Genomic DNA, 23,221 nt, shown 5'->3' on the forward strand with positions numbered 1-23,221 from the left:
TAGAAGTACACCGGGCAGTTCTACACTTACCGAACCATCAACCTGACTTAACCAACATTCCGGACACTGCATCAAACTCGAATGTGCTTCTGCGCTCATGCGGGTCGTACAGGTCAAAATCGGGCACAAGGTCACCGGTATCGCCATCCATCAAGAAACTTACATTCCCCAATTTTGCCTGCGTGACCATCGGCCCGCGAGACAGCGCGGGAGTCTGGTCGATCATACCTTTTGGCGCCCTGGAATTACCCTCGGTCGGTGTTGAGAATGGCAGGATCTGAGCGCTCATGATCTCGGTTTCCTCAGTGGCCACTCGGACACCGGTAAACAGAACTTCTTCCATGACTTGGTTATCGCCATGTTCGTATCCCAGCAAATGGCCGATTTCATGCACCATCGCCGAGAACAGATCCATCTCATCGTCGGTCAGGTCATCATCCGTGTCCGGTGTGGCATCGAAGAACCAGCCATGTCCGGCAGCATCCGCATCCACGGTGATAACACCATCTGACGCCTGCGCAAGCGTCAGACCGTCAAGGTCTGCGACTACGATATCGACGGTTCCAAGCAAGGCGGCAACAGATGGATCATAGGTCGACCACCAGTTCACAGCATCTTCAAAGGCCGCTTCTGCCTCGGACTGCGAAACTGTGTCACCGCCAGTTCCCATGGCAAACGCTGTCAGCGGCATTGCAACTGCACCAAAGTCGCCACTGACGTTCGGACTGGTCAGATCGTTGAACCCGCCTGCAGCGGCCGTAACGTTCACGTCACGCGGAGCGTTTCCTGTACCTGGCTGTGGATCGACCGGTGCACCGGTTTGATTGTTCCAATCCGCATCTTTCTGGGTCACCAAACCCAACTCGCCAAATGGCTCTCCATTGCGATTGCCGGTTCCCAATGTCTGGTCCGCACCGTCGGCTTCGGACAGGGCGTAAAGGAAGTTAGGCAGTTCCGGTGACAGCAACCGCGACACAGTCGGCTCGCCATACGCGCTGAACGGCAGGAAGTAGCTATTGAATTCACCCGACCAGTCTATCAGACGGTCACCCCCGGTATTTCCGATCAGAATGTCCTGACCTGCGCCCCCAAATGCGCGATCTTCATAGCCCGGACTTGTGTCCGTGGCCTGATTGTCCCCGTTCGTGCCCGAGGTCAGGTCATCATCCGCATTCAACAAATCGCCGCCACGTCCACCATAAAGGTTATCGCGCCCGGTGCCGCCAACAAGCCAGTCGTTGCCCAAATCGCCAAAAATGCGATCGTCACCGTCGGTATATACGGTTGCATCAATCAAAGAACGAGGGTCTTCCGGCCCTTCCAACGCGTTGTTGTTCAGGAAGAACTCGACATCTACGCCGTCGACTTGCAACGTAATTTTGACCAGCGGGTTGTTTTCGTCAAACAACCAGAACTCTGTGTCGCCCGTGGCTTTGACGCCGTAGTCCAGAATGTCGTCTGCTGCATACGGCCGCAGATATCCGGTGGCATAAACCGTCCCTGCGCCGTCAATGGCATAGCCAACGTCGATGGCTTCGGCACCCGATATGGCATCATCGCCCGCAGCCCCGTGCAGGAAATCGTCGCCCAGACCACCGAATATGATGTCGTTAAAGCTGTCGTCGATGATCGCCGGTTCGAACGGGGTGATGTTGACGCTTTTGTTCAACTCACCCGTGACGTTGATCACTGCATATTGGCCGTTCTGCCGGATCGAGATCACTTCCTCACTGGTTGCCGAAATTCCGTACAGATCCTCGGCCGTTCCATTGCGCGAAGTGTAAATCCGACCGTCATCACCTATCACTCCGTCCACGCCCGCACCACCGGATATCCAGTCGTTGCCGGTGCCGCCGATCAGATCGTCATTCTGACGTTCCCCGAACAGGACATCGTTGCCCGACATGCCATAGGCTGTGTCGTCTCCGTCTTCGCCGTGAATTTCGTCATTCCCACCGATTGTACCGGATGCAGATGGATCACCTTCGGTATAGTCGAGGAATTCAACCGCGCGAGGCAGCAACCGAGTGGTCTCGCCATACGTATCATAGGCAAAGGTCAGATACTCTGCCGTAGCTGGCGCGTTGGGACCATTTTCAGTTGTGTCTTCGACCAAGCGATAGATATTGCCGTTGTCACCAACGATCACATCGCTGTCGCGGCCATGGATCTGAGCGTTTGACAGATCGTTCGTGCTGTCGCGATCAATCTGCGTTCCAGCGCCGCCAAAGATGAAATCATCGCCATCGGGGCGTTCCGCGGGATCGGTCAGACCATACAAATCCGATGACCCGCCGATGATGTCATCGCGGCCCAGATTGCCAAAGATCACATCCTCGCCTGCGTTCCCCTCGATGTAGTCATCGCCGTCGTTGGCTGCGTTCATGGCAGCGTTGACCTCGAAAGAGGTATCAATGTTCAGCAAACCGGTCGTCTCATCAACACCATCCAAAACGGATCTATCACGCTCTGCTCCAGCAGTGAAACCTGCGGCGATATCATCAAGATTGTCCGTTGGGATCAGCACGCTCATTTCATTGATCGCTGTGCCGTTGTTCACAGAAACGCCGCCAATACCGCCATCACCCTGAATCGTGTCATTTCCGAACTGGCCGAAAATAGTGTCGTCATCCGCGCCACCGGCGATGAAATCATCGCCATACAGCGCCACGCTATCCATAGCCGATGCGGCAGCGTCGAGGATCAGGATCGTCCGTTCGCTGATGGCGTCGGGATTGGCCTGATACGTTGTTTCTACCAACGCGCGGCCATCTTCGTCTCCGTCCTCACCGTAGATTTCGCCGGTGTTGGTCAATTCACGGAACCGGGGAGAAATCGCATCTGCCTTGCGGGTGATTTCAGCGTTGTCACCGGCAATCGCATCGGCGCCGCCGCCGCCATCAATCCGGTCCCCGCCGTCATGACCGCCGGCAACGTTATGCCCGCCGATCAGATCGTCATTGCCATAGCCGCCGTGAATAACGTCACCGCCCTGACCACCCAGAATGACGTCGTCGCCATCACCCTCCCCGGGAAGCAAAACAAGACCATCATATGTCGGCGATCCGTCACCAAACAGGATATCGCCCGCTCCGGACATTTCCGTTGTAAAGATCGACGTAAACTCAAACGTCGGCGTTTTTGTATCAAGCGGCAGAGCATCGCCTGTGATGTAATTTGCTGGCGTCGCGTCCAGGCGACCGAAATCACCAAAGATCAGATCATTTCCGGCCTCGCCAAATACCAGATCCATCTCGGCACCGCCGATGGCGATGTCGTTGCCGCCGCCCAGCAGAACGCTATCGCGACCGCCTTCTGCGTCATCGGTCGCATATATCGCCGTCCAACCGGTTGTTTCCCCGGTCAATACGCCATGATCGCCCAGAACGATGTCATTGCCTTCGGAGACATCGATCTCGTCCCCGGCATTGCCGCCCAAAACAATATCATCGTCGTTGCCGGTACGGATGCGATCAACGCCGCCAAGGGCGGGAACTGTTGTCAAAACGGCGATGACTTCGGCCGTGGTGTCAAGTCTGACAGTGCCTGCAACCTGATCAATCTGACCCATATCGCCGAAAACGATGTTGGCACCTTCGCCGCCGTCGATTTCGTCATTGCCCGCTTCGTCCAGATTGACCACCGTGAGATCGCGCGCGTAGGCTGCAAAGTTGAACGCGTTGTCGCCGTAGATATGGTCCGCGCCATCTCCGGCGGTGATCGTGTCATTGCCGCGTCCGCCGGCGATGTGATCGCCAACCGAGCTGCCGGTCAGAGTGTCGTCTCCGTCGCCGCCATCAATGGCGACCGTGAAAGTTGCGCCAGACGCGTCGATCGTGTCATTGCCGGGATTGACAAAGCCGATTGCGTCATCCGAAGGCACGCCGCGCGTCGCATCATAGCGTTCTGCGTCTTCTGATGTATCGCCAAAGATGACAACGCGTGCATCCGACCCATCTGTCGGGCTTGTGCCGTCCCGAACAGTGATGGTGTCGCCACCGCCTGCGCCATGGACGACGATCACGCCGCCATGATCGCCATCCGCCTGATGTCGGCCATCCACCAAGAACATGTCGTTGCCATCACCCAGCAGAACCTCGGCGATCTCAATATCACGGAAGCTGATCCCGATACGCATATCCAGACCCGTCAGCGAGGACCGTTCTTTTTCGATCTCGGGCGTCGTGTCGCTGAAAGTCAGGTTGCTGGATAGGACTGCGTCAAGCCCTTTCAGATAACCCGTCTGATCTTCATCCGAACTGTCGTCATACAGGTTGATCGCATCAATGCTTTCAGTTTCATCGCTGCCGGTCGTCGAACTATCGGTATCGCCCGCAGGGATTCCACCCGCATCTTCATAAGGCAGTACCACCGCTTCGGTCAGCGAGAAATCCGAGCCGAATTCGACGCCGCCGATGATATCGATCTGCCCTTCGATTGCATTTGCAAGGTGCAGGTTTTGGCTGGCCGCAGTATCTGAGATTGTCCCATTCGCATCCAGGTTGCCGGACAGCTTGATCTCGACCCCTATATCCCAATTGTCGGCGGTAAAGACGATCGCCTTGACGGCAATCTGGTTTCCATCCGCGTCCGTCGTCAACTCATCGACCAGCCGGTCATCTGTCAAACCGACAGTCGAAGCTGAAACGATGTCGACTTTTCCGCCCAGCAGCAGTTGCACCGAAACGGAATCCATCGGGGCTTGCGTCAGTCGGATCGTATAGATGTCGTCGCGATCTGTCGCGGCGCTGTCGCCGATAATCAGGCGTGTGTCGCCATCGGTTTGTGAAACGAAAAGTCCCGCCTTGTCATCATCCTGTGCCAAGACGACCACTTCAGGCGCATCTGCACCGTTAAACAGTGTATCAGTGCTGACAATAGAATGCTGCACATAAATCCTGCGGTCATCTTCGACATCCGAATCCAGGGTCGCGCGTACAAAGACCGTCTTGTCCGTTTGCCAGTCGGTTTCATCGAAATCGACATTCAATGTCGTGTTCCACGTCGCCCCGTCCAGCGAAAACTCCAGATAGCCATCAAAGCCGGGCTCTTCTGCCACAACAACGGTCACGTCAGCAGTCGGCGCTTTGGTCAACCGAATTGTGTAGCTGTCATCAACTCCGTCCACTCCTTCCAGAACATGCGTCCCACCGTCTGTTTCGACGATCTGCACGCCACCGACATCGTCGTCTCTGACAAGAACCTCGATGCTGGAAATCGTCGCGTTGTCAAATTTCGCGTCTTCGGATTGCGCGTCATGTGCGATGAAGACCGAAGTCAGACCTTCCTGCACGATGTCGGATACAGCCCGCACCATGACGGATTTCGGTCCGGTTTCGCCGGCCGCGAATTCCAGTACCGAGGCGCGCGCCCAGGTACTTCCGCCGTCCGTGCTGACTTCGATCGTCTGGGACCCCTCGTCTTCGATTTTCGTTCCGACAACATCGCTTGTTTCGGTACTATCGGTCAGCGTCCCGGACACAACTGTCAGTACGGTTCCGGACAGCGAAGCGATCTGATAATTTCCTGCATTCGTGCCCGAAACTACTTCGATAGTTTGACCCGCAGCAAAGCCCAAGGCAGCCCAGTCCGAGCCATCATTCGTTATGGTTCCGGCCGCGCTATCGAATGTCAAAGACAGGTCTTTGCCCTTGACGGTTGACGAGGCGAGGCTGGCGGAAATTGTGACATAGACGATTTCGCTAGATGCCGAGGTTAGCGAGATATCATAGCTGTCTATGCTAAGTGCATCGTCCTCAAACACGGATGTATCCGCGCCAGTTTTTGTTACTGTAATCGGGTTGTCGACCGCATTTGCAACGGTCAGATCAATACCGACAGCCCCGGCATCCGAATATGCCACATCCGAGGTATTGAACCCATGGTTCACCGAAGATCTGGCACCTTCAAGTTCCGAGGCCTGGATGGTTCCGGTGATATCGCCAGTCACGTTAAACGTATCTGATCCAAGCCCGCCAACGGCAATAGTCAGCACGTCTTTATTGGTACTTTGGATAAAGAACTTGTCATCGCCTTCAAGCCCGTCGACCTTGGCTACTTCTACGCCCGAGAATGTAACACTCAGGCCTGCACCAAAGATACCGTCGCGCGTGATCAGGAAGTTATCAGGCTGATTGGTGCCAACAACGATCACCTGATCCGTGCCATCGCCGCCCTCGATCGAAACCGGGGAATTGATGTTGTACTGGATAAAGTCGGACCCGACACCGCCGTCGATTTCGGTTACGTCAGTCCCCAGAACGAAGGCACGCACCACGAAATTGTCGTCGCCGCCTTCGCCTTCAAGGCGAAGGTCCGCTTTGTTCGAGAAGACCGAGAAATCGTCATTGCCTTCGCCACCGTAGATAACCATCGGCAGGGAAATACCACGCGACAGGAAGCCGGAATCCAGCGGCTGAACTGCGATCGCGTCTTCGCTCATCAGGTTTCCTTCAACATTCGGATCATGCCCGAAGACCTGACCGATCTGGAAAGCATCGGCCCCTAGACCGCCATCTATGGTAAACACAGCACTCGTATCATCGACATAAAACGCATCATCGCCGTCAAAGGCGCGAACACGAACCCTTTCGTTCAAGTTGCCGTCATAGTCGATACGTTCATAGGTGCTGTTAAGGCCACTCATACCATCCTGCAGCAACGCCATGAAGTTTTCGCGGATCAAGAAAATATCGGCGTTGTTGGTCAGCGAAACGTCCAGCTCATCGACACCGGCGGTCAGATCGCCGGTATCTGCAATGGTCATCCGATAATCGGAGATACCAGTCAGGCTGATGTAATAGTCATCCGAACCAGCCCCACCATCTACGGAAATGTCACCGATGGCGATTTCCGTCGGTGTCGGCAAAAGCAACGCGCGGAACGTATCGTTTCCGTCGCCCAACGACACATCAACCGATCCGTTGAGATCAGCACCGTCCAGTGTCACAAGATCATTTTGCGCACCTGTCGCCAGATTTATCGTTGGCGCATCAAGCTCACCGTCAACGAATACGATGTCCGTTCCAAAGCCGCTGGTGACATCAAGCACCGTCACAGCGCGCAGTTCGCCATTTACCGTCAACTCGTCCGCACCAGACTGCAGGTCCAGATCGAACCGGCCAGTATCTGCATTAACCAGCCCACCAGCCAAAACCCTGACTGTATCGTTTTGCGCGCCTGTATCGATCACCACATTGGCGCCCACCATAAGGCCGGTGCTTTGCATGGTCAGCGTATCATCGCCACCTTCGGTCTTCAGGATAAGATCGCCGCTCGCGTCCACGGTACCACTGATAGTTACCGTATCTCCGCCGGACCCCGTATTGATGTCGATCTTTCCCCCAATGGCCTGTACCAGCCCGGTCACTGTCACCACATCTGCCCCACTGCCCAGCAACATGATCAGATTACCATTGGTCGTCGTCAGCGAATTCCCCGCGATATCAACCGTATCGACGCCTGTCCCAGATGCGACAAGGACAGATTGCCCACTTGCGGTTCCATCAATGTCCAAGAGGTTTGTGCCATTGCCGAATTCAAAGTTCAGTGCGCCTGTCGCCGTAACCGATGCGTTGGCCTGAATGGTTACCGTGTCGTCGCCGCTATCGCCAAGTCCGTCCATTGCGATCAGGGCGAGCCCTCCGGTCGCCGCCAAGCTACCGGAAACGATCAGATCGTCATTACCATCCTTCATCTGCACGACGGCTGAAACACCGTTTGCCGAACCGGCGATAGTCACATCATCTGCACCATCACCTGTATCGAATGTCAGAGCGGCACCTGTCGATTTCAGAATCCCGCCGAGGCTGACCGTGACAATGTCATTGCCTTCTTCGGTGGACAGCAATACTGCACCACCGCCGGTGACACTCCCTGCTATGGTGACGGTATCCGCATCATCTCCGGTCAGGATCGAAACAGTACCATTAGCGCTGACGATACCGTTCAGTGACATAATTGTTCCCGCCCCATCGGGGTCGGGCGTCCCAAAATCGCCGAACAACGAGATATTGCCAGCCGATGACGTAATCGACGCGTTCGCACCCAAAGTCAGGTTATCGCCAGCCTGGATCGTTACGCCGGATGAACCCGACACCGTGTTAGAACCGGTCTGGACATAATCTTCGCCCGATGCGGAACTGCCGCGCACCTTCAATGCCAAAACGCCAGCAGAGACGACCATCGCACCGGCATTCAGAGCCGCCGCAACTTCTTCGATGGTCGCGCCTGTGACCGCGTCCAAAGTGATCAAACCACTGCTGGTGTAACTGGAGTCGACCTCGATCCCATTCGAAGCAACGCCAATACTCCCGGTTTTCGCCTCAAGGTCGATAGTGTTCGCTTCGATATCCACCACTGCATCATTGGCGTGGTCTAGGATGCTGCGTTCGGCCGTCAGCGTGACAAAACCTTTGCGGGCTTCGATCTTGTTGATGACGATATCGCCGTTTGTGTCAATCGCCCGAAGCGTCATGTTGCCATCGCTGGACATCGCCGAAGTGACATTCATATTCCCGTCGGTTTCATCCACCCAAACCGAATTCTTAGAAGAAATGACAAGAGATGCGGAATCCACTTTCAGGGAATCCAAAGCCTCGCCCACAGCTCCGAGGTCCGAAATCAGCGTGACAATGCCGCGCGTATCTGAATAGATATCCAGCGACCCGCCGCTCACGGAAATGATGTCCCCCGTCACCGAGCGCAGCGTTATATCCCCGTTCAGCGTGCGGATCGTACCGATGCGGAAATCACCAGACACCTCATCAAGGTCAACAAGCCCTGTCACATGAATATCGACCCGACCGGTGTCGCTGCCGTCAATATTCCCGGTCAGAGAAACATCCGTCATCACATTGCCAGCGCCCGATGTCGCCACCGAAACAGAGATATCACCCGCTGCCTTGATGCCGGTTACCGAAGTGTCGCCGGGTTTCCACGCAAGAATATCGGCGTCCGTATCGCTGGAACTAAAGGTGATCTGGCTGCGCTGAACCGTTGAGGAGGTATAGCTGTCACCAATCAACGTGTGTGCGGTGCCTAGGGCAAGGGTTTCGTCCAAGGCAATCGGTGTAGACTCACCTTGTACAACAAGTTGGAACATATCGATTGTCACGTTGGCAACTTCGTAAGTCTGACCGGAGACCAGACCCCCAATATCGCCCGAAGGAGTCAGAGAGTGATCAGACGTAACCGCGACGATCGTATGAGAAGATCCATTTGCAACTGTGCCATCAAGGTCAATTGGATTGACGCCAGCTGACGTTCCGTCGGTATTGAACCCCGTGGCCGCGGCCCGAGATGCAGCAAGCTGAATCTGTGTATCCGAAATCACGATGACGTAATAGGTTACGGTACCGTCACTATTCAGTCCGCCGACATCCGTGCTTCCGCCCGAGCGGATGTATTGCACAGCCTGCCCGCTTGTGAACCCGTGCGCTGAGGCAAAAGTAATCATATCCGCAGGATCAGTCTGCGGCGCGGTCAGAGAATGATTTGTTCCCGTTGCGGCCGTTTCGTCCAGATCAATCGCTTTGCCCTGATTGGCATCGGCCAGCGTTGCGGCCAGTTGAACAACGGTATTGCTGATCTCGATGACGTAATACGATGCACCCTCAACCAAACCGCCGATCGCGGTGTCCCCGCCGTGCGAGTAAATGACCACATCACCAGTGCTGAACCCGTGGGCACCTGAGGTCGTGATCGCATTGGGCGCGGTCGACGAAACGATAGTCAAACTGTGGGAACCGCCCGCCATTCCACCCTCGACGACACCAGCCGAGCTTTCGTCCAGATCAATAGCGGTTCCATTGGTCGCGTTAGCATTTGACGTCGCCAATTTGATCGTGTTGCTGTCAACGAAAATTACATAATATGTCTGGCCTGAGACAAGACCGCCGACGCTTGTATTACCGCCGCCGCCGTTCGAATAAACAACGGCATCGCCCGTTGAAAGGTTGTGAGCTGCGCCGAAGTCAATGCCGTCAGACACCACGCCCGCACCGACCGACCCGGTGAAGCTATGGCCAGAGCCGAACCCGATTTCCGGATCCAGCGCAATCGCTGTGCCCGCCCCGGCATTCGTGGCATCGACCGCCAACTGGATCGTGTTGGCGTCTATGACAATCGCATAGTAGACACCGCCATCCATCAAGCTCGACGTTGTCGAGCCGACGGGCGCAAAGCCGTTTGCGTCATAGGTAATAGCCTCGGCATTTGCGAAATCATGGGCTTGAGCAAACCGAATGGTATCCTGCGAAGGTTTCTGGAGCATATGGTCCGTACCTGTCGCAACCGCTTCATCCAAGTCAATCGCGGTGCCCGCAAGCGCATCGACCCGGTTGGCGGCCAGTTTCAGCGTCGTATCCGAGACGACAATCGCATAGTACCGAACCCCAGACGTCAGCCCGCCAATAGCAGTTGAGCCAGTGGAATACACAACAACATCACCGGTTTCATAACCATGGTTCGCGGTCAGCGTGATGATATCAGCCGCATCAACCGCATTTGCAGGATCGAAGGTGAATTCCGTTGTAGCGATTTCCACATCGATCCCGGGCGCGAAAACAGCCACCGCGGGCGATTCACCAATATCTGACTCTGGATTAAATTCCAGAACGGTCAAATCCGCTGAAACAGCCGTCGACGGATCGAACACGTTGCTGGGTGCAGCGGTTGTGATGGAACTGGGCGAGAACGTTTGCGCGGACTGCGCAGTATCAGCATCCAGCGTAATTTCCACACCCGAACCAGAAATGGCGTCGTCGTAGCTGGCCGCCAATTTGATGGTGTTTGTTCCGGTTGAGATGACGAAATACGTTCCGCCATCGGTCAGTCCGCCAATCTCGGTACCCAGGTAAGCGTCCATGGAATTAGCGTCAGCCGAATAGATCACCGCCTGCCCTGTGAAAAGTCCATGGGCAACGCCAAAGTCGATTTCATCATTGGAAATTGTCAGACCCGGTTGAAAATTGATCGCGGTGCCGGCGCTGTAATTCGCCCGGTAAACCACCAGATCGCCACTTTCGAACCCATGGTTTGTCGACGTGAAGGTATCGGTCGTCTGCGTGGTGGCATCAAAAGTGACCGTTGTGCCGCCGACCACGTCGACAACGCGCTGCGTGACACCAACCGACTGAATTGCCGAAGTTTGGCTAAGCGGTTGCAGGAAGGTCAGGTCCACGTCGCCCGAGGTGGATTCAACCTTTTCCATGTAAAGGGACAGGTCGCGACTGTCGCGTTGAATGCCTGTGATCTCGACGTCAATGTCACCGGAGGCCACCGCCAGGAAAGTGGCATCCAACGGCGTCGCGCCGTCTGTGGCCTGAATCAACTCGACCCGGATGGCGCCATAATCCACGGCGTTCTGACCATTTCCAACGGTTTTCGTCTCCCCGATTTGCCCGTTGACCGCCGACAAGTTCAAACGACGTGTGTGCAATGTCGCATCATCGCCCGAAGTCATGAGGATGTCGCCATTTGCGGCGGTCACATTAGTCGTACCTCCGGGGTTTTCAACCGAGGCAGGCAACGGATCCAGAACAACGCCCCCAACGGTCTGTGTGACAATTGTATCCGCGCCTTTGAACAGGATGTCACCGGTCCCAGTCGCGGAAATATCAACGACGGAATCATCAAAATTCGTTTCGATCAGATACCCATCCGAGGCCGTCGCAAAAGTGGCCGACGTAAGCTGTGGAAAATCCGTCTGAATCGCCACGTCGATCGAAATATCGTTGACTGTTTGGTTCTTATTCCAAACAGAAATCCCTTGAATCACAAGATCGTAGTCACTCTCGTTGATGATCGTGACCGACTCGTAGGATTTCAGAAGGTTCACAATAACAGGCTCAGTACTTAGAATTTTGCTAGAGCCACCGGTTGCGTCAAAACGCAACGTACCCGTTGAAGTATTCCGAATGTCCGGGATAGTGACGGTTTCGGCAACGTTATCAACACTGACGCCGGTTACATTTCCGGTCACAACGCCATTTTCATCAATGTGGATGAAAGGATTCAGTTCGGATCTGACATTAACGTCCGCGTTCCAGGTAATCGTGCTTTGTTTTACTTCGGAACCGCGGCGGAACGCATCGGAATCCGCCTGAATGACTTCTTCAACGAACTCGATGACGGGTTCGCAGACCTCATCCCCATCCGCCAAACCGAGTGTGAAAATCTCGACCACCACTGAACAGGTCTCGCCGACGACCGTTGCGACCAGTTGGGTTACCGTTTCCGCATCTGTTTCCGCAACCCGGCTATAGTCGCCCGAAAACTGCTGGGTCTCGGCTTCGACATCAATAAACCGCCCGGTTACAACCGCACCACTTTCGGCGGTAATGTTGGAATTGGCTCGGATGTCGGCCGTGGCATCGGACGTCAGGTTGCCTGAAGCACCCAAAATTGCTGTCAACGCATCCACATCTGTTTTCACGCCAAACTGTTTTGAGAACAGATCCACATTCTCTTCTGCGTCAACCAGCGCATCGGCCCCGATGAAAACGAGTGTTTCGCTGCGAACGTCCCCGATGCTGTAGGCATCGACATTCCCACCGAGCGCAAAATCGACGTCGGAATCCGCCCGCGCCCGAATATCCAGACCATCATCCTTGGCATAGAATTCTACGTCCGTGGCGTAGATTTCCGAGTTGTCGTCGATACCAACTTTGTTCAACCCATCGGCCGCACCTGCCCCACCGGCATTGACCGTAGCGTTCCCTCGGATTGAGGTTACGGCACCTGCTGCAGTAATCTCCATTTCCGCATCAAGGTTCATTGCATTGTCAGTGAGCAGTTCGACCTTGGCAGTCCGCGCAGTATCTGAGCCGATCTGGTTATGTTTGCCGACAAATGCGAAAACGTCGTTCCTTGAAAGGGTGGTAGTCGCCGACCCAACCGAGGCCGCGCCCAATCCGTATGCTTCAGATTCTATGATCGCGTCCGCGTCGCTGTCGCTGTTGGCGCTGAAACGGAAAGTGCCTGAGATATTGAAGATTGATTTATCGGATGACGAGGCATCCTTAGTCGTCACTTCGGATTCATTGTCGATCAATGCGTTTGCAATCGGAATACCAATTCCTATAACGCCAGCAGCCAGATCATCGACCATTGCGTCCACGTTATTTCGTGTTTTTGTGGTCCCGGTCAGGGAAGCAGCCGTTATCACCACCCCTGCACCGATCGTGACCTTGGCATCTGTGATCTGCCGCGCATCGACCACCGTGCCGTCACCGAACGCAAGGGCCGCGGCAGATGATGACGTCGCTTCCGCGCTGACCTTATTGCTACTCTGAAGAGTGCCCGAGGCATTGTGGTTGGTGAAGGCCTCGAATTCGACGTCGTCCGCTACGATTTCGACATCGCTTTTCAATTCAGTCGTGACGGTATTCGTCCAGATCGCAGTGGCATTGCTTGAAGCGATTGAGGCAAGACCCGAGACAGTTGTGCCCTGAAGGTCAGAAATCACATTTCCAGATGCGCGGGCACGCATCAGAACATCCCCACTTGCCGAGATATCTGTCCGGGCACCCAGCTCGGTTCTTACGGTCGATGTCGCGGTCGCAGTGGACGAATTCGCCGATACTGAGGCCGCAAGTGATGCGCCTATGACCGTGGCATCAGCGGTTACGTTGATTGTGCTGTCGGCGGTAATGTCCAGCGTACGAATTTTGTCGGCATCCGAACCCATCGTGACATCAGTGCCTGTGGAAGCGGTTGTCGAATGCGTGGCATTCGCTGTCGCAACCGAGATTCCCGCGCTGACTAAGCCAACCGACGCCTGCAACGTTTGGGCTGTGACACCAATATCGGCGTCGCTGTCGAGTATGACCCCGCCTGCATCGACGATGTTGGTGTGGTTGCCAATATAGCTGGACTGGACCGAATTACTCTCGACGAATACCAACGCGCCACCGGCACCGACCAGGCCAGCCTGACCGGCAAAAGATGTGACTGTCGTGCGTTCGTAATAGTTGGCCCGCAGCGTGATGTCGTCGCCAGACGACCCACCGGTTTCCAATCGCGCACCGGATGCCGCGTTTGCACCGTCTTCCACATAGGCTTGCACATTGCTGGATACATTGACGACCGAAACGGACGCGCCAAAGCCCACAAGGCCAGCCGCCGCACCGCCTGCCAGAACGTTTAGCTGAATATTTTCATCGGCTTCGACAACAATATCATTGCCAACATCAATATCCGCACCCGCGAGAATATAGGCAGACACACCCGGGGCAGATGTGGTGTCGCTAAATGAAATTGAAGGCGAAGAGCCCGAAAGCGCGGTCGAGGCGCTGCCCATCGCGCCGGACATCAACGCGTCATTCTCAGGATCGGAATTGTCGCCCGACCCCGAACTGTTGTCGTCACCGTAATTCGAAAGGGTCGATGTTAGGTCGCTGGGAACCGCGTTGTCATTGGCAAGATCTTCCACGTCGTCCAAATCATCGCCGCTGACAACCGAGTCGTTATCTTCATTTGTTCGTCCGGTTACATCGCTTTCGCTGAAATCGCTGCCCACGGACCAAACCGAAACCGCAGCCGCGATCCCCGCAACCCCGACCGAGGCCGTCGCGGCGACGGACAGCAGGGTTTTTTCGGAATCAGCATCAATGACGACGCGGTCCTTTGCATTGACTTCACCGCCCACGTACGCGCTGACATCATTCCTGACAACGCCGATATCCACACCCGCCCCGATTGAGCCACCAAGGCTGACGGACAGGCCTGCACCGATCGAGAAGAACTCGGACCGGTTGGTTGCACCTACAAACACTTCTTGGTTCGTGCTGGCGTTGGATTGGTCAAGGGTGTTGATCTTGGTGTTGCTGGCGATACCCGCTGTCGTATCGCTGTCCACGATGATAACCGACACAGCCCCGGCCACGCCGACAAAGGAACCACCGGCCGCTGCAACGGCAAAACTGTCAATGATCTCGCTGCTGTCAGCCGCAACGATGACGCCCGTCAGGCTGGACGGTCTGCCGCTGTTCAATGTATCCGGCAGATCCGCACCCGTGATACTTCCGGCCAACGCATCTACTTCGGCATAATCGCCGATATAGGCAACGGTATCTTTGGAAATCGTTGCCACTGTAAATCCCGCCCCAACACCGCCGCCGCCGATCCCGACGCCCAGTGCCCCGCCGATGTTGAGAATACTGGAATCATCATCCGCGCTGACAATCACGTCATGCCCGGCCTTGATCGATGCACCGCTGTCGTCGTTGTCGCCGTCCTTGTCGATCCCGGTGTCGTTACCTGTCGCATCCGGAGTATCGTCACGCACATAGGCTTGCGTGGTTGACGTCAGATCGACATAAACACCTGCCAGCGCAACGCCGATACCGCCAGAGACACCAACAGACGCTGCCGTGACCAAAATGTCCTGATCGCTTTCTGCAACCAGGCGCAAGTCATGATCCGCATCGATATCGGTGTCGTCGCCAATAACGGCGCGTGTATCGAGTGACAGCACATTCACGGCCGCGCCGGCAGACACACCGCCCGCCAGCGAAACCGAAATCGGCGCGGCGATGAAGAACGCATGATAATCGTTCAACGCTGCTACATTCACGTTTCCGGACCCTGCGCCACCTGACGCAGTTACGGTCGCGTTGTTGTCGATATAGGCGTGCGTGGCCACATCCCCGACAACCACAAGCGCGGCAACCTGCCCCGACACTGCGCCGCCACCGACGGCGACAATCAGGGCCTCAAACTCATCTGCATTGGTCGCTGTAACCGAGATCCCGTTTCGAGCTTCGTAATCGACATTCACGTTGCGATCTTTAAACAGCGATTCATTCGAGCTGTCTGCCGTGCCGTCGTCATTCTCGTCGCCCACGCTCAATCCCGACGGAGGGGAAACTTCGTTTTCGTCGCTAGCGTCATCGTTCGAATAAGTGGCAGCATCTAACCCAAGCGCGAATTGCCCCGTATCGCGCCCCGACGTTCCCCGAGCAATCACTGTTGCGTCGTCGCCGATATAGGCTTCCGTCAGCTTGTTGATGACGGAAACGCCCGCGGTTGCACCCACGGCTCCGCCAAGGCTTGCCGATACCCCCCCCACGAAGAAGTCCGCGTTAGTCGACTGGTCCGCCGCCACAACAACGGTTCCTTCGGTAAAGATATCGGCATTTGCTCCGATAAATGCACGCGTGACAATCGGGTCGGTGCCGGATTCGCCAAACAGATAAACCCCGGCGGCGCCGGCCAGACCGACCGTACCGCCCACCGCGACGGAGGCGGTCAGAGAAACGACATCTTCTTTAGAAACGGCCTGAACGGATATCAGGTCTCTCGCGTTCGCGTCGACCGAAGACAGTTCGGCTATGGTTGATTTATCTATAACGCCGACATCTGCGCCAGCGGTACCGCCGAACGTGCCGGAACCGGAAACGCCACCGGCCGATCCGATGATTTCCGTCTGATTATAGGCAAAAATGTTGATCCCCTGATCCGCATTCGCGCCATTATTGTTTTCATTGAGTTTGGTATTGGACGCGACGCGAGCCTCGACCGAATCGTCAATGGTCGAAACCGTGGCGGAACCCGCCACTGCCGCAGATCCACCGCCGGCACCGCCGATGGCAATTGTTACCACGTCCAGTTCGGCCTCGGCTGTAACTGATATTCCGCGGAAGGTTGAATCTGTAAACCTTTGCCCGTCGCGCCCGACCTGAACAGTGTCAGCACCGGAATTACCCAGCGCGGAGACCTTGGCCGTGCCCTTGATCTCAGACCGAACTTCGCGCGCCGTTACAACTGTCGAATTGGAAACCCCCACACCTGCTGTGCCCGCAATGGCGACGGCACCGGCGATTGTTGTCAGGATCGCGTTGTTCTGCGACGCAAGGATGACATTGCCGTCGGCAACGATTTGGGCACTGCCGCCGATGACAGCTTCGGTTGTTGCCATATCCGCGGTCGTGCCAACCGAGTTGATTGCAACCGATCCGCCGAACGCGGCAGTCGATGCCCCCGCACCGGCGATAGCAACTGACAGGATGTAGCTGTCCGAGGTGGAAGACATAATCACGTGACCATCTACATCGACATCCGCATCGCCAATAATTTTCGCGGACGTGTCGTTGGTGATCGTATTGACAGCCACTGATGCGCCGATGCCCGCGGCACCGCCGCTGATCCCGACGCCACCTGCCACCGAGCCGATAGCCGCGTTGTCATATGCGCTCAGATAGACATCGCCGCCGGCATCAAGGCCATCCAGCAGCTTGCCTTCGATAAAGACCTGGGTGGTAACGTCAATTTCGTTTACGACGACGGCAACGCTGGCCGCCAAAGGTCCTGTCGCCGCCGATACGGCAGCCGCTACACCAATGATTTGTGTCCCCGAGAACCCTGAGAGCGAAACGTCGTTGTCGACATCCACGTCCGAGTTTTTGATGAAGGCGCTTATACCTTTTTCACCGCTGTCAAAGTTCGAAATCAGGTTGACCCCGACCGAGGCTCCGATCCCGGCCTTGCCGCCAAATGCGACCGCGCCCGCGATCGAGAAAATCTCGCTTTCATCGTAGGCCGTCAGGCTCAGGCTTCCACCGTCGACATCCGAGTCCACCACCCGTGACGAGGTCATCATATCGATGTCGTTGTAAGACACCTGCCCTGCGATCGAGAGTGAATTGGAAGAGGTCGAAACTGCACCCGACACCCCAATCGACAAGATGCCGCTTGCCGATACGGCGTCCATGGTGATGGCACCGGTGCCGGTTTCCACATCCGCATTGTCCATCATCGCCAGCGTGCGCAGATCAATGGTATTCTGGCTGTAGGCACCGGCAAGCGAGGCAGACGTACCTTGTGAAACGGTCACGGCAACCGAGCCCGAGAACGCCCAGATCGACGTATCGTTGGACGCGTCAATATCCAAAGAAGCCGCGTCTATATTTGCGTCGTGTACATAAGCCAGCGCTGTATCACTTACGTTGTTGATCGACACATTGGCTGACACGCCCGCCCCGAATTTGGACCCGGTTCTACTGTTGGTCTGCGCCCCCGGGTTTGTCGCGGAATCGGTATCAGGGCTGGCGTCAGATTTGACCGAAGCTGAAATCGCCACTGCCACGATCAGGCCGGTGTTGATGGCCGACACTGAAACGTCGCCGACTGCATCCACAGTCTGCGCAATGGTTGAGGGCGTGCTTGCCTGAGTGTCGTCGTCGACGCCGTCGATGCTTACGGCAATATCGGCGTTTCCGATTACAGCGCGCGTATCCCGGTCGATCGTATTGACCGAAACCGTCGCACCAACACCCACACCGCTACCCAAGGATAACGCCCCGGTCAGCTGAATTAGTTGCGTGCTATCAGTGGCAGAAACATTCAGGCTCTGATCGATATCCATCGAGGTCGGCGAAACGCTGGCCGAACCGATGGTCAGCTGTGCACCGGTTTCGACAACAGCATGGGTCGAGTTATCAAAGTTGAACACCGAAACTACGCCGTTAAAGCCGAAATTGTCGGACTTTCCGCCCGACCCGGTGACCGAGATCGCCATGCCGCTGCTGTCCGCGACAACGTCCATGTCATCGGCATAAACAACCGCACCGCTGCGTACTTCGGCCGCAACTTCGTTGTCGTGCAGAATGACAAGAACAGTTATGCCAACGCCGCCCTTACCACCGGATGACCCGACACCACCCAATGTCGGATTGACATTGAATGTCGACGTCCCAGTTGAGGATCCGCCAGTGGAAATACTCGGCAGCGAAATATTACCCGCAAAGTGAACTGCGTCAGCAATGCTGGTGGCCGTGACCGTTACCGTCTGACCGCCGGTCCGTGCAACACCTGTCAGAACGCTGGTGTCCTGATTGATCTGGGCGTTGTCGCCGATCCAGGCCTTGGCGATGCTGTCAAGATCCAGAACTGTCACCGCAGCAGCGACGGCCAGACCGTCGGATGACGCCGTTGCCTGGCTCCAGCTGTCGACAAGGCCGCCATTCACACCCAGGTTCGAGTTGAAATAGCCCGTCAGCTCCTCGATGACGGACACAATCGTCTCGGTTGCTCCAAACGCACCGATAGATTCCCATTCGGTATCATCCGTGAAATCCTCGACAGAAAGGTTGATCGAGGCCCCCGGCGAACTGCCGATATAGCGGTAGAGCTCACCTTCTTCACCCTTGTCGTCGGGATGTTCTTCCGAAACGCGAACGATATCTTCGTCCTGAACGACCACCGATCCGTCGCGCGAATAGTGATCGACATCCAGAAGGCCCAGATCTTCCCATGCGGTTGCATCGGTGAAATCCACTGCTGCAAAGCTGGCTACGTCAAGCGGATCAGAGCCGATATACCGATAAGCATGGTTTGCAGTGCCCAACCCGGGCGACGCCGGGTTGGCCCGGACGATGTCGAATTCTTGAAGCTGAACATTCGTATCCGTCGTGTCGTAGTCGATATCCGGGTTGTTATCGAACGCGGTCGCCGCTTCGAAAAGATCGACCAGATATTGCGGCGTGTAATCATTGAGTGCTTCGGCAGAGACCGTCAGGGCCCCGGCCGCGTCGACAGCTGCACCATCCCCGATATGGGCCTGCGCATCGTTGACATATTCGCCCACCGCAACGCCAGCAGACCCGCCGAATTTCGAGCCCGTGGCGCCTTCCGGTTTCGGAAACGCGACCGTTTCCTGCGTTGCCGAAGACGCCGCCGTGATGTCAGGACGATTTTCGACCCTTGCGCGCACCGTCACATCGCCGGTTTTTGCAACGACTTTTCCGGAACCCCCTGCTGTATCACTATCACCAATTCTGGCCGAGGCGACATTTTTGTCGATTTCAATCGCAACAGCAGCGCCGAAGTCAAAACTGCTGGTCAAACCGCCGGATCCCGAGTCGGCGGCATCGCTTGCCGCTCCGACCTTTTCTTTCAGCGTGTTGATCTTGCTTGATGTAATTGCGTTCTGCGAGTCTTTCAGCAAATCGCCTGTGCTGTCCGTTCCAACACCCGCAACTGCCGAAACTCCCGAAACAACGGAAGGAAGAATGAACAAGGCACTGGTGTCAATCGTGTCGGTCGAAGTCAGCGCTTCGACAACAACGTCCGTGCCTGCGCTTGCTGTACCATCTAGCCATGCGTTCGTTTCGCCATTCTCGACCTTGACGGCAACGCCAATGCCCAACGTGCCTTCGGAATCCGTGCGCGAGCGGGCAAGTGTGACATTTCGGTCCACCGTATCCGCTCGAACGGTCAGCAGGCCACCGGCGGTCAGCATGGCCGCGTCCGTGACCCAAGCCGTCGAATTGGATTCCAGCACAGTGACGGCAACGCCGATCGAGGCACCCTTGACCGCCACTGGGAAGTTGCCCGCGTCGCCGCGCGCATCCAGCGTATTGTCGGTTCCTGAACGGATATAGATATCACCGGATACGTTTACATCACCGGCAAAGGTCACATTCGCATTCGAATTGGCCACCGCGACGGCTACGCCCAGACCCAATCCGATGGGGGCGGACGATGCTTCAACCTCGGCCTCAGCAATGGCAGAGAACGAGCCGCCGACAAAAGACGCCCCATCCGCAACGTCAATCGTGGCGGACGCATTTGAAATCGCCACACCACCGAAAAGCGAGAAGCCTTCAAGGCCAGTGACCAATGATGTCACGCTGTCGAGAAAGAAATTCGGATCCAGATTTCCATCGGCATCGGCCTCGGGAATCTCACCATCCAGAAATACACGCGAGTTGTCGGCAAGCGCGTTCAGCTCCATCACGTCGCCGGTGATCTCTACCCCGGTTCCGATGATGATCGACACATCCGATGTGTCAATATCGGCAAATCCCTGAAAAGTTGATCCGCCGACTTGTTCGACCTTCAGCCGCACGTCTCCGGCGTCAAATGCGGTGGTCCCGACCTCGCCCGCCAACAGCTTGGAGTTGTCGTTGACGACTATGACCTCGGCAGCCTGACCGACGGATTGGATTGTGCCCAAAAAGGTCCAACGCGAGCTAAAGGTGAAATCTTCGGAATTCAGGTCAACATCGCTATCCGAGGCCTGCTGGAATTCGTACAGACCGTCCACCAGCCCGGACCCCGCGAACCCAGTGATGAATGGATCAGGCAAATCGTCGGCATCACCCAGATCAAACCATTTGGTTTCGTCGTTGAAATTTGCCGTTGTCAGGTCGAATGTCAGGTCGTCCGGACCAATATATTCATAGAGATGATCCAGAGTGCCCGGCGTATAATTTGAATAGATCGACAGGGGGTCGACGCCGAAGACATCCACATAGACTGTTTCGCCCATCAGCAATTCGAATGTGTTTGTTCCGGTTATGTCGAGGTCAAACAAACCGGCCTCGGCCGTGACATGATCAGCAAACGCGTTGTCGGTGAATCCCAGCAGCGTTTCGTCATCTTCGACGCGCACAACATCGCCCTGCACCAGATCTTCGGTCAGGTCATGCGTGGTGTAGTTGATGTTCTGAGTAACAAAGAGCCCAAGAGATATGTCGCCCGAATTTCCAATGGATTCGTCCCCCGCCATATTCAGATCGCGCGTGTCGATCGTTACAGCGGAAAAGTCGAGGGTGATTTTCAACGATACACCACTGCCATCGGGATCATCAAATGTCAGGATATCGCCATCTTCGTACCCTTCGCCGATATCCGTAATTCGGATAAACACATCACCGCTGTCGTCGGTATAGATGTCCGCCAGCAGCCCGGAACCGTCTGAGTCTGTTGTGGTATCAGATTTCTTCGCACTGTCCGGCGAAACCCCGGAATAGCTGTCACCGGTATCCCAGCCAGTACCCGCCTGCGAAATAGTATAGTCCCAGCCAACCGAAATAATCTCAGCATTGGCGATAAGCGACTGGCCGGGCATCACCAGATCATCGCGGAAGATGATCATGTCGTTGCCTTCACCGCCCTGCAAGGTCAGGTTGGATGTCAGATCCTGACCAAGATCACCGACAAACAAAACGTCGTCGCCGTCCCCCATATCGATGGTGATGCCGGATGAAGGCGCGTCGAAATGCAGGGATTCGAAACTTCCATCCAGCGGCACAAGCTCAAAATCGTTCGAAAACATGCCATTTGTGTTTTCGCGCAGAATGGCCTGATTATCTGAGTCAGTGGTGCCTGCGTCGCTGGTGTCAATTTCGATATTGATCAAGCCAGATATGGCCGTGACTTCTACCGGCTCCAGGCCGTCAAATGCCAGAATGTTACCATCGATGTCAAAGCTGCCGGAGTGGGATCCGGTCGCAACATAGCTCAACGATTCAATCTGTGACACGTCAATAGTCAGAACATCATGGCCGCCATCGCCGCCTTCAAGGCCGCCGCTCAGGCTGCCTTGGTCAGACAAGGTGAAATGGTCGTCGGTCGTGTCCGCGCCGATGATGGTTTCCACGTCGTCAAACGTCCCATCGACAATGCCATCAAGCGCGCCGGAATTTGCGCCATCAATGGTCCAGTTTTGACTGCCCGCACCACCGTCCAGAACGAGTTCGTCATTTCCGACACCACCATCAAATGAAATCGACGGAAGAGACTGATCGCCGAAGGACCCGACATCAATGCGGACACGGTCATCCCCCTCGCCCGTCAGAATTTGGATTTCACGAATACCGTCGAGTTCGGCAGTCTGGAGAACGTCGCCGCTGTCTTCATCAACGATTTCGATCATCGATACGCTGACGGCGTAATCTCCGATCGTTTCAGCCTCTTCGATCAGGCGCACCAGCAGCGAATTGTCCAACTCGGCATCGGGGGTGCCGGTCAGATCAACTGCCATAATATCGGCGCTCAGCAGCAACCTCGGCTCAAGCGGTTCATAGATCAGGCGTGTTGCCGCATCGCGCGCGCAATGACGGCGGCGGCGTCTTTTATCGGCTGCGAAACCCCTTCTTAGCCTCCGGCCCCAACCCTCAGGTGAAGACGACGCACACGGCGCCTTGGCAGCAAACGGAAAAGACATATCTTCGGCCCCCCGACCCGAGCCCGCGCGAACGGGCTTACAAAAACTCAGGGACGTTCAGGCGTAACGCCCCAAAAATCAGACCACTCAAATTCTGGTCTTCGATCTAAAAAGAGTGCCGCTCGAGATGAATATGTAAGCGGCCTAAAGTCATATTTTCGTTATTGTACGCTAGTTTTACTTAAAAGATTAAGAAATAGTTCACATTGTTAAGCAAACCTTTTCAAAGGCTTGCTGATTTTCGTTTTTAGAAAGTCACGCAAAGTT

Annotated in this window: 1 protein-coding gene; it reads right to left on the reverse strand. The window is 55.7% G+C overall.

All coding sequences use genetic code 11. The features are described 5' to 3' along the window. Window positions 1-37: 37 nt before the first annotated feature. Entirely contained in the window at window positions 38-22,954 is a 22,917-nt protein-coding gene (locus ACR0L1_RS01525; protein WP_480856798.1) for an LEPR-XLL domain-containing protein, read from the reverse strand. Window positions 22,955-23,221 lie beyond the last annotated feature (267 nt).

The sequence above is a fragment of the Ruegeria sp. J8 genome, assembly GCF_056531925.1.